Source organism: Planobispora longispora (assembly GCF_016863135.1).
In the GTDB taxonomy this organism is placed as follows: Bacteria; Actinomycetota; Actinomycetes; order Streptosporangiales; family Streptosporangiaceae; genus Planobispora; species Planobispora longispora.
The window spans coordinates 100,371-111,355 of record NZ_BOOH01000063.1; the positions used below are offsets into that span (position 1 = coordinate 100,371).

5 protein-coding genes are annotated in these 10,985 nt (G+C 74.4%); 2 read left to right on the top strand and 3 right to left on the bottom strand.

Annotation, left to right across the window (positions count from 1 at the left end):
* Window positions 1–2: 2 nt before the first annotated feature.
* Genes Plo01_RS40700 through Plo01_RS40710 form a run of 3 tightly spaced genes read right to left on the bottom strand, consistent with a single transcriptional unit; the run spans window position 3 to window position 4,057 of the window.
* The gene (locus Plo01_RS40700) at window positions 3–1,643 is read right to left on the bottom strand and encodes a beta-ketoacyl synthase N-terminal-like domain-containing protein (protein ID WP_239317704.1); all 1,641 of its coding nucleotides are present in this window, start codon (window positions 1,641–1,643) and stop codon (window positions 3–5) included.
* Complete coding sequence (locus Plo01_RS40705; RefSeq protein WP_239317707.1) at window positions 1,643–2,977, bottom strand: DUF6002 family protein; 1,335 nt, start codon at window positions 2,975–2,977, stop codon at window positions 1,643–1,645. The genes Plo01_RS40700 and Plo01_RS40705 overlap by 1 nt, the downstream gene beginning before the upstream one ends.
* Before the next feature lie 18 nt (window positions 2,978–2,995).
* Window positions 2,996–4,057: a Rossmann-fold NAD(P)-binding domain-containing protein gene (locus Plo01_RS40710; protein WP_239317710.1), complete on the bottom strand. Its 1,062-nt coding sequence runs from the start codon at window positions 4,055–4,057 to the stop codon at window positions 2,996–2,998.
* 541 nt (window positions 4,058–4,598) lie between these two features.
* On the opposite strand from Plo01_RS40710, the gene Plo01_RS35590 reads away from it, so the two are divergent.
* Both Plo01_RS35590 and Plo01_RS35595 read left to right on the top strand, forming a co-directional pair.
* Entirely contained in the window at window positions 4,599–4,802 is a 204-nt protein-coding gene (locus Plo01_RS35590; RefSeq protein ID WP_203895172.1) for an MbtH family protein, read from the top strand.
* A 68-nt stretch (window positions 4,803–4,870) separates the two neighbouring features.
* A partial coding sequence (locus tag Plo01_RS35595) for a non-ribosomal peptide synthetase (RefSeq protein WP_203895173.1) occupies window positions 4,871–10,985 on the top strand: 6,115 nt, incomplete at its 3' end.

Genomic DNA, 10,985 nt, shown 5'->3' on the forward strand with positions numbered 1-10,985 from the left:
GGTCAGACCTCCTGCCGTTGGAACGGGTAGGCGGGCAGCGAGACGACGCGGCCGTCCGCCGGCGGCCAGGCGGGCTCGCCGCCCGCCGCCCAGCCCTCGGCCGCCCGCGTCAGGTCCTCCGGCGCGTCGTACGGCGCGCCGTAGGGCAGGCCGCGCAGCCGGGCGACGGCCTCGGCCAGGTCCCGGCAGACGATCGCCGTCCGGTGGGCGAAGGCCCGGCGTCCGGCGGTCAGCGTGTGGGCGACGTCGTCCAGGTCGGTCCGGGGCGCCGCCTCCAGGCAGTCGGCCAGCCGCGTGCGGGCCTGGCGCAGGGCCTCGGGCGTCCGGGCCGAGACGGGCAGGACGTGCCAGCCGGTGGAGGCCGGGCGCGGCGGTCCGCCGGCGGCCTGCTCGACGATCACGTGGGCGTTGGTCCCGCCCAGGCCGAAGGAGCTCACCCCGGCCCGCCGGGTCTCCGTCTCCCAGGCCACGTTCTTGACGGGCACGGAGAAGGGGCCGAACTCGACGTCCGGAGCCGCCCGCTCGAAGTGGAGGTTGGCCGGGACGACGCCGTGCCGTACCGCCAGCACGGCCTTGATCAGCGACGCCGCGCCCGCCGCCGCGTCGAGGTTGCCGAGGTTGGTCTTGATCGAGCCGAGCGCGACGGTTCCCGGCGGCAGCGGGTCGGCGGAGAAGGCCTGGACCAGGGCGGCGACCTCGATCGCGTCCCCGACCGCGGTGCCGCTGCCGTGCGCCTCGACGAAGCCGATCGCGCCGGGCGTCAGCCCGGCGTCCGCCAGCGCCTCGGCCACCACGCCCGCCTGCCCGTCGAGCCCGGGGGCGGCGAACCCGGCCCGGCGGGCGCCGTCGTTGCCGACCGCCCAGCCGCGGAGCACGGCGAGGATCCGATCCCGGCTCTCGGCCGCGTCCCGAAGGCGTCTGAGCGCCAGGACCGCCACGCCGCTGCCGTAGGCGCCGCCCTGACCGGCGGCGTCGAAGGCGCGGCAGCGGCCGTCGGGGGAGACCAGGCCACCGGGCGTGTGCCGGAAGCGGGGTTCGGTGACGCTCACCCCGCCCGCGAGCGCCAGGTCGCAGCGGTAGTCGAGCAGGTGCTGGGCCGCCACGCAGACCGCGGTGAGCGAGCTCGAGCAGGCGGTCTGCACGGCCATGGCGGGGCCGGTCAGGCCCAGCCGGTAGGCCGTCTGGGCGGCCGCGTAGTCGGGCGCGAAGCCCGGGACCAGCGGCTCGTCCGGGTCGCCGGTGAACTGCCGGTAGAGGAAGTGCCTGTTGACCGAGGAACCGGAGAAGACGCCGATCAGCCCGTCGAAGGCCGCGGGGTCGCAGCCCGCGTCCTCCAGCGCGGCCCAGGACTGCTCCAGGAAGAGCCGTTGCTGGGGGTCCATGGCGGCGGCCTCGTCCGCCGTCATGCCGAAGAAGTCGGCGTCGAACGCGGTCGCGCCGGGCAGGCGGCCGCCCGCCCGCACGTGCGCCGGATCGGCCAGCAGCCGCTCACCCACGCCGAGCGCGCGCAGCTCGGCCTCGGTGTAGTCGTGCACGGCGTCCACGCCGTCGAGCAGGTTGCGCCAGAGCGTGGGCACGTCGGGAGCGCCCGGGAAGCGCCCGGCCATGCCGACGACGGCGATCGCGTCCTCCGGGGGGGACATCAGCGGCAGACCGCCGCGGCGACGTCCTCGACGGTCGCGACCTCGGTCATCGCCTCCGGTTCGAGCGGCGCGTAGTCCGCCGAGGTGTAGCGGCCCGACCCGTGCACCACCACGTCGCGCCAGTCGTCGGCCAGGCCGCGGTCGACGGCGTTGAGCACGCCCGTCAGGGCCATGACCAGGGACCATTCCCGCAGCTGCCGGAAGTCGGCGGGCAGTTCGCAGCCGGTCCCGGCCAGCAGCCCGCGCACCTGCGGGTAGCGGGCCACGCATTCGGCCAGCGAGACCACGATGCCGTCGCCGCCCGAGCGCTCGATGATCGCGTTCATCGAGGGCGAGGTGGCGGGCCGGTGGGTGTAGAAGGTCGGGTCGAGCACCTCGTCCGGGTCGTAGGTCACCGCGGGGAAGCGCGGGTCGGCCGACTGCCGGTAGAGGCCGTCCGCCGGGGCGTACTCGGGCAGACCGGCCCGGTCGAAGGACCCGTTGCGGAGGTTGAGCACCATGTCGGGGGTGCCGAGGTGCTGCACGAGCAGGCTGGCGGGCCGGTGCTCCGGGTCCGAGGCGCCGGACTCCTCCAGCACGTCGCGGCCGCGGTGGTAGCCGAGCAGGCCGAAGGCGCTGGAGACCGCGTGCGCGTGCAGCCGGGGCCCGGCGACCGGGGACGCGGCGTGCTCGAAGTACGCCCTGGCGGTGTCGGCGACGAGGTAGTTGGCCAGGTCCAGCGAGTACCACAGGTTCTCGCCGTTGGCCCGCAGGTCGCCGGCGTACTTGTCGGCGAAGGCCCGGCCGAGCGCTTTGACCCGCTCCGGTTCGGGGCCGTCGTAGACGAGCATCGGGTTCAGCTCGCGCAGCGCGGGGTCGGTGGACAGCCGGCTGGAGCGGAGCTTGGCCAGGCACGAGCCGGGCGCCAGGATCACCGTGCGCAGCTGGTCGGGGCGGACCAGCCCGGCCTCGATCGCGCGCAGCACCGCGTCGCGCAGGGCGACGCCCTTGTTGGCCGAGGTGGGGGAGAAGATCGTGATCGCCTCGCCGTACCGCCTGATGTACTCCACCGCGCGGGCGACGATCATCAGTGAGGCGAAGGTCTTGGTGGTGCCCGTGGCGGGGTTGCCGGTGAGGTCGAGCAGGGTCAGCCGGTGCTCGCCGTACTCGCCGAGCGGTTCCCAGCGGGCGGTGGCCACCGACAGGAAACGTTCCACGTCCGCGTCGAGGGCGGGCAGGTGGTAGCCGGGGGAGAAGCCGATGTCCGATCTGGCCGGTTCGAGGTCGTCGACGCAGGCGGCGATCGAGGCGGGGAGGCGGTCGTAGTAGTCGATTAGCAGGTTCGCTGCGTGCATCGTCGGGCGCACCTCTGTCTACGGGTAGGCGGGGAGGTCTCTGAGCCGATCTCTGAGCTGGGTGAAGGCTTTGACGGCGGGATCCAGATCCGTGGCGGGGAAGCCGTCGGCGAGGTCGGGGGCGACCCGGGAGAGTTCCTCCCGGGCGGCGGGGCCGAAGGTGACGCGTGCGCCCTCCACGATCACCCCGTCCCGTACGGCTGAGCGCTGGTTGAAGGCGACGGCCTCGTCCCGGTCCAGGCCCGGCGGCAGGCGCAGGCTGAGCCGGCCGGCCGCGAGCCGTACCGGATAGCCGCCCGGCAGCCCGAGCGGGCCCGGCAGGGAGGTGTCGAGGTCGCCGCCGGTGAGCAGGCATCCGAGCACCCGGGCGGCGGTCAGGCCGGTGACGTGGTTGAGCTCGGTGCGCGGGACGGCCCGCTGGGCGGCGAGGAGCGCGCCGGCGTCGGCGAGCTCGCGGTCCCGGTGCCAGACCCGCGCCTCGTCCCCGGGGGAGGCGGGCGCGTGCAGGTGGACGTGGTGGGCGAGCACCCGCAGCTCTCGCTGGTCGGCCAGGCCGAGGGCGCTCTGGAGACTCGCGGCCAGCAGGCCGGCGTTGCCGATCCCGCACAGCACCGGGACGCCGCACGCGGCCAGCACGGGGTTGACCGCGTCGGGGAAGCAGGCGTTGACGAACCAGGAGCCGGGGCCGGCCGAGGCGAGTGCGGCGCCCGCGCGGACGGCGGCCTCGGCCTGGAAGGGCAGGGTGAGCCCGAAGCCGCCGCGCCGGAGCAGGGAGGTCCAGGCCGAGGGGGAGCGGAGCGACTCCCAGGGGGATTGGCTGGAGGCGGCCAGCAGCACGCCCGCCGGAGCGGCGGTCGCCAGGGCCTCCGGCAGGGCCTCGGGCAGGGGGACCGGCGCGGGACGGAAGGTCACGCCGGAGCCGGCGATCGCGGCTCTGGCCATGCCGATGTGGCATAACGCGGCGATCCTGGCCGGATCGCGCCCGATCACGGTGATCCGGACCGGCGGGCCGGTCACGGCCAGGGCGTAACAGACGGCTCTGGCCAGGCCACCGGTGCCGATGACTGCCAGCTCGGTCATGCGCCCTCCCCGGGCGGCCTCATGACCGGTTCCTCTGTGGTCGAATCCCCCGTGATCGGATCACCGTGGTTATCGGTGACCTCGACGAGTGCGGTCATGCTGCGCTGGCCGGTAACGGGAGGTAACTGTGCACCGCCATGCTGAACTGGGCCCCTCTCCACGCTGGTAAGCACGGAATTAAGGACGAACCCACAAAATGTGTATGGATTCCCCGTAATGGCCCAAACCGTTGTGACGAGTTTGGGCCCGGCCCATATTTCACAGTTCACCCAGGTGCTGTCAATGCTCCGTTTACGGTCATGAGCACTGTCAGTGATCGACGGATGCGGTTCTCCCGACAAGTATTGACTTGCCGGGTTCCTGTGGACTTCAATCGGCGGCACTTCGTCTGAAGACGACTACCGGTGCTGTCAGGGCCGGACAAAGCGCCCTGCTGACCGTTGTTTGCCGTAATTTGTCGTGTTTTGCGGCTCTAAGTCCCACATTGTTCTTTGGCGTGTCCGGCGACCCCTGACACGGCGAATAGGGAGTAGGCGTACCCATGCCCAGTGGCGACTACAAGGTAGTGATCAACTACGAGGAGCAATACTCGATCTGGGCGTCAGACCGCCCCACGCCGGCCGGCTGGCGGGATGAAGGGTTTTCGGGCGACCGTAATAGCTGCCTTGAGTATGTAGACAAGGTGTGGACGGACATGAGGCCCCGCAGCCTGCGTGAGGCCATGCAGGAGTCCGAGCGGGCGTGAGCGCGCCTACCGATCAGGCGTCCGGTTTCACACTTCCTGCCTCTTTCGCGCAGGAGCGGCTCTGGTTTGTGGACCAGCTGGAACCCGGCTACGCCGTTTACAACATCCCGTTCGGCACCAGCCTGCCGGCCGGCGCCGGACCCGAGGCCGTGACCGCAGCCCTGGCCGGGGTCGTCGCCCGCCACGAGGTGCTGCGAACCGCGCTGGAGAACCGCGACGGCGTGCCGGTCCAGATCGTGCTGCCCGAGGTCCCGATCGAGGTTCCGGTCACCGACCTGCGCGGGCTTCCCGCCGAGGAGCGGCGGGTACGGCTCGCCCGGGTGCGCGAGGCCGACGCCGCCCGGTCCATCCCGCTCGATCAGGCCCCGCTGTGGCGGGCGCGCCTGATCCGCACCGGGGACGAGCGCGACCACCTCTTCCTCACCGTGCACCACGTCGCCTTCGACGCCGCCTCCGTGGCGATCTTCCAGCGGGACTTCCTGGCCTGCCTCGGCGGGGCCGACCTCCCCGAACCGCCCATCCAGTACGGCGACTTCGCCTCCTGGCAGCGCGGCCGGTGGGAGAGCGGCGAGCTGACCGGCCAGCTCGGCTACTGGCGCAAGCAACTCGCCGACCTTCCCGAGCCGCTGCGCCTGTCGCCCCGGGCGCCCGACCCCGGCCTCCCCCGGAACGCCGGCGGCGACGTCGGCTTCGAGCTGCCCGCCGCCACCGTGCAGGGTGTGCACCGGATGGCGCGGGAGCGGCGGACCACGCCCTTCGTGGTGCTGCTGGCCGGGCTCAAGGCGCTGCTGTCCCGCCTGGCCGGGCGGGCGGACGTGGTGGTGGGCTCCCCGGTGACCGGACGGTCGCTGCCCGAGCTGGAGCCGCTGATCGGCAACTTCGTCAACACCCTGCTGCTGCGCGCCGAGTGCGAGCGGGGACTGAGCTTCGACGAGCTGGTCGACCGGGTGCGGACCGCGGTCCTCGACGCCCTCGACCACGCCGAGGTGCCCTACGAGCGGCTCGTCGAGGAGCTGCGGCCGGACCGGTCGGGCGGCGTCGGCGTGCCGCTGCACCAGGTCGTGTTCAACCTGCTGCCCTCCCTGGGGGCCAACGGGCAGGTGCGCAACGGCACCGCCAAGGTGGACCTGCTGCTCGACCTCGCCGAGGTGGACGGGCGCATCGACGGGCACGTGGAGTACGCGGCCGCGCTGTTCGACGAGGCCTGGGTGCGGGATTTCGCCGCCCGCTACCGCAACCTGCTCGACGCCGCGCTGGCCGCGCCGGAGACCTCCCTGGCCGACCTGCCGCTCCTGCTGCCCGGGGAGGAGGAGCGCCTCACCGCGGCGCCGCCGCCGTCCGGCGCCGAGCCCGCCACCGTGACGGAGGCCTTCGCGGCCCAGGTGGCCGCCCGCCCCGGCCAGGTGGCGGTGGCCGACGCCCGGGGACGCAGCCTGACCTACGCCGAGCTGGACCGCAGGGCCAACCGGCTGGCCCACCGGCTGGCCGGGGCGGCCCGCCCGGACACCCCGGTGGCGATCTTCCTGGACACCGGCGTCGAGCTCGCCGTGGCCGTGCTCGCCGTGCTCAAGGCGGGCGCCGCCTACCTGGTGCTGGACCGGGAACACCCCGCGGGCCGGCTGCGCCGGCTGCTGGCCGACTCCGGCGCGACGGCCGTGCTCACCGACGGTGAATCCGCGACCGGCCTCCCGGCCGCCGACATCCCGGTCATCGACGTGCGCGAGACGGACGGGCTGCCGGAGACGGCCCCCGAGGTCGCCCGCCACCCGGACACGCTCGCCTACGTGATCTACACCTCCGGCTCGACCGGCCTGCCCAAGGGGGTCGGCGTCGCCGACCGGCACCTCACGGCCTACGTGGCCGGGGTCAGCGGGCTGCTCGGCCTGGCCCCGGGACTGCGCCACTCGATGGTGCAGCCGCTGACCTTCGACTTCGGCGTCACCGTCTTCCACGGTTCGCTGCTCACCGGCGGCACGCTCCACCTGGCTTCCCGGGAGCACGCGACCGACGCCGCGTGGATCGCCGAGCACCTCCGGCGCGACCGGATCGACCTGCTGAAGATCACGCCCTCGCACCTGGCCGCCCTGCAGCTCGACCGGCTTCCCGCGCGCACGCTCGTGCTCGGCGGCGAGGCGTCCCGCTGGGACTGGGTACGGCAGCTGCGCGCGCGCCCGGACGGCCCCGCGGTCGTCAACCACTACGGTCCCACCGAGACGACCGTCGGCGTGCTCGGCCTCGCGGGCGACCGGGAACCGGCCGGGGCGGGCGCGGTCACGCCCCTCGGCTTCCCGCTGCCCCACGCCGAGGCCTACATCCTCGACGATGACCTGCGCCCGGTGCCCGACGGGGTGGTCGGCGAGCTGTGCGTCGGCGGCGCCACCGTCGCCCGCGGCTACCTGGGCCGGCCGGGGCAGACTGCGGCCGTCTTCGTCCCCCATCCCTTCGGCCGGCCGGGCGCGCGCCTCTACCGCACCGGCGACCGGGCACGGCGGCTGCCGGACGGAGCCATCGAGTTCCTCGGCCGCGCGGACGGCCAGGTCAAGATCCGCGGGCACCGGGTCGAACCCGGGGAGGTGCAGGCCGTCCTGGCCGCCCATCCCGCCGTCACCGACTGCGTGGTGGTCGTGCGCGGGCAGGACGAGCCCGAGCTGGTGGCCTACGTCGTCGGCGACGCCCGGCAGCTGCCCGCCTACCTGGCCGAGCGCCTGCCCGCCTACCTGATCCCGGCGCACCTGGTCGAGCTGCCCGCGCTGCCGCTGGCCGCGCACGGCAAGGTCGACCGGTCCAGGCTGCCCGACCCGCCCGACGCCGCGCACACCGAGCGGGTGCCCCCGCGCGGCCCGGTGGAGGAGCTGGTGGCCGGCCTGTTCGAGACGTTGCTGGAGACCGGTCCTGTCGGCCGGGACGACGGCTTCTTCGCGCTGGGCGGCCACTCCCTGCTGGGCATCAAGCTCATGGGCCGCCTGCGCAAGGCGTTCGGCGTCGGCCTCTCGCCCAAGGCGCTGTTCGAGTCGCCCACGGTCGCCGGGATCGCCGCCCTGGTGGCCGCGGCGCGGGGCCGCGACGCCGAGCGGGTCCCGCCGGTCGTCCCCGTGCCCCGGGACGGCCTGCTGCCCGCCTCCTACGCGCAGCGCCGGCTGTGGTTCCTGGACCAGCTGGAACCGGAGCTGGCCGTCTACAACACGCACGTGCGGCTGCGGCTGCGCGGCGTCCTGGACGTGGCGGCGCTGGAGCGCGCCCTGGTGGCGGTGGCCGCCCGGCACGAGGTGCTGCGATCGCGGTTCGTGCAGCGCGACGACGATCTGTTCGTGTCGGTGGCGGCCGAGGCCGCCGTGCCCTTCGAGACGGTGGAGCCCGCCGAACTGGAAGCCCGCGGCGCCCGCCGGTTCGACCTGACGGCGGAGCCGCCGATCCGGGCCGCCCTGGCACGGCACGCACCGGATGATCACGAGCTGCTGGTGACGCTGCACCACGTCGTCACCGACGCGTGGTCGGCGGTGATGTTCGCCCGGGAGCTGGGCGAGCTCTACGCGGGCCGCGAGCTGCCCGGCCTGGCCGTGCAGTACGCCGACTACGCGGCCTGGCAGCGGGAGCGGGTCGAGGGCGAGCTGCGCGGCACGCAGCTGGCCTACTGGCGCGAGCGGCTGGCCGGGATGCCGGAACGCCTGGAACTGCCGGCCGACCGCCCGCGCCCCGCCCGCCGGGACTACCTGGGCGCGAACGTCCCGATCACCATCCCCGGTCCCGTCGTGGAGCGGCTGCGCGCCATGGGCGCGCAGGAGAACGCCTCCCTCTTCATGACCATGGTCGCCGCCCTCTCGATCGCGCTCTCCCGCGTGACCGGGCAGCGGGACATCGTGGTCGGCACCCCCGCCGCCGAACGGCCCCGGCCGGAGCTGGAGCCGCTGATCGGCTGCTTCCTCAACACGCTGGTGCTGCGCGCCGACACCTCGGGCGACCCGGTCTTCCGGGATCTGCTCCGGCAGGTCAGGACCACCGTGCTGGAGGCCTTCGCCAACTCGGAGGTGCCCTTCGAGGCGCTCATCGAGGAGCTGCGGCCCGAGCGCGACCTGGGCGCGACGCCGCTGGTCCAGGTGCTCTTCAGCCTGGAGGACGCCGACCGTCCGGCGGTCAGCTCGGGCGGGCTGACCATGGAGTGGCGGGGGACCGGCACCTCGACGGCCAAGTTCGACCTGACCATGTACCTGCGCCGGGAGCCCGGCGGGGTCGGCGGCATCCTGGAATACCGCACCGACCTGTTCGACGAGGCCACCGCCCGGCGCATCGCCGAGCTCTACACCGAGGTGCTGGCCGCCGTCGCGGCCGGGCCCGAGCAGCCGATGTCGGCCCTGCCCGCGCTGACCGCCGCCGACGAGGCGCTGGTGGAGCGGTGGAACGACACGGGCGCGCCGGAGGAGTACGCCTCCCTGGCCGAGCTGCTGGCTCGCCGGGTGGCCGCCTCGCCGGACGCTCCGGCCGTCTGGGACGGCTCCTGGCTGACCTACGCCGAGTTCGGCGCGCGGGTCCGCGGGCTGGCCTCGGCCCTCCGCGAGCGGGGCGTACGGCTGGGCGACGTGGTCGGCGTCTGCCTGCCGCGGAGCGCCGACCTGGTGGTGGCCGTCCACGCGGTCGTGGCCGCCGGGGCCGCCTACCTGCCGCTCGATCCCGGCCACCCCGACCGGCGGCTGCGCTTCATGGCCGAGGACGCCCGCGCCGGCGTGGTGGTCACCGAGGAGCCCGAGCGCTTCCCGGGGCTCGTCACGGTGGCCCCGACCGCGTCCGCGGACGGGCCGCTCGACCTCGCGATCCCGCCGTCCGCCCCGGCCTACCTGATCTACACCTCCGGGTCGACGGGCGTGCCGAAGGGCGTGCTCAACTCCCACGAGGCCATCGTCAACCGGCTGACCTGGACCGATCGCGCCTTCCGGCTCACCGCCGGGGACCGGGTCCCGCTGAAGACGACCTTCACCTTCGACGTGTCGGTGTGGGAGCTGTTCTGGCCCCTCATCGCCGGAGCCGGGCTCGTGGTCGCCGCCCCCGACGCGCACCGCGACCCGGCCGCGCTGGTCCGCCTGCTCGCGGACCACGGCGTGACCACCGTGCACTTCGTGCCGTCGATGCTGGACGCGCTCCTGGACGAACCGGTCCTCGACCTGCCCTCGCTGCGCCGGATCTACTGCTCCGGCGAGGCGCTGCCGTCCTCCCTGGTCGCCCGGGCGCACGAGCGGCTCCCGGGCGTCGAGGTGCACAACCTCTACGGTCCCACCGAGGCCGCCATCGAGGTGACCTGGCACAGGGCCGAGCCGGGCGAGCCCCGCACGCCGATCGGCGCGCCCATCCGGGGCGTCAGGATCGAGATCCTCGACTCCGACCTGCGCCGCGTCCCCGTCGGCACCCCCGGAGAGCTGTGCATCGCCGGCGTCGGGGTGGCCCACGGCTACGCGCGGCGTCCGGGGCTGACCGCCCGGCAGTTCGTGCCCGACCCGTACGGCCCGGCCGGCGCGCGCATGTACCGCACCGGCGACCTGGCCCGCTGGCTGCCGGACGGCGAGGTCGACTACCTGGGCCGGATGGACGGCCAGATCAAGATCCGCGGCATGCGCGTCGAGCCGGGGGAGATCGAGTCGCTCCTGGCCTCGCACCCCTCGGTCAGGAGCGCGGTGGTGCGGCCCGTGCGGGGACTGCTCGCCGCCTACGTGGTCGGCGCGGCCGACCCGGCGGCGCTCACCGGCCTGCTGCGCGAGCGGCTGCCCGAGCACATGGTCCCGGCCTCGTTCACCTTCCTCGACGAGCTCCCCACCAACGCCAACGGCAAGCTCGACCGCGCCGCCCTGCCCGAGCCCGGTCAGGCGCGGCGGGAGTCCTCGGGAACCTCGCCGCGCGGCCCGGTGGAGGAGCTGGTCGCGACGTTGTTCGAGGCGGTGCTGGAGACCGGTCCGGTCGGCCGGGAGGACGGCTTCTTCGCACTGGGCGGCCACTCGCTGCTGGCCGTGAAGATCGTCACCCGTCTGCGCGCCGCGTTCGGCGTCGAGCTGCCGGTCCGGGCCCTGTTCGAGGCGCCGACCGTGGCCGGGCTGGCGGAGCGCGTCGCCGCCGCCCGCACCACCGCTCGCGCCGCCGCCCCGGCCGAGGTGGCGCCCGTTCCGCGCGACGGGCTGCTGCCCGTGTCGTACGGTCAGCGGC

Coding starts and splice junctions, on each gene's coding strand:
- Plo01_RS35590 (WP_203895172.1), top strand. CDS start 4,599: ATGCCCAGTGGCGACTACAAGGTAGTGATCAACTACGAGGAGCAATAC.
- Plo01_RS40700 (WP_239317704.1), bottom strand. CDS start 1,643: ATGTCCCCCCCGGAGGACGCGATCGCCGTCGTCGGCATGGCCGGGCGC.
- Plo01_RS40710 (WP_239317710.1), bottom strand. CDS start 4,057: ATGACCGAGCTGGCAGTCATCGGCACCGGTGGCCTGGCCAGAGCCGTC.
- Plo01_RS40705 (WP_239317707.1), bottom strand. CDS start 2,977: ATGCACGCAGCGAACCTGCTAATCGACTACTACGACCGCCTCCCCGCC.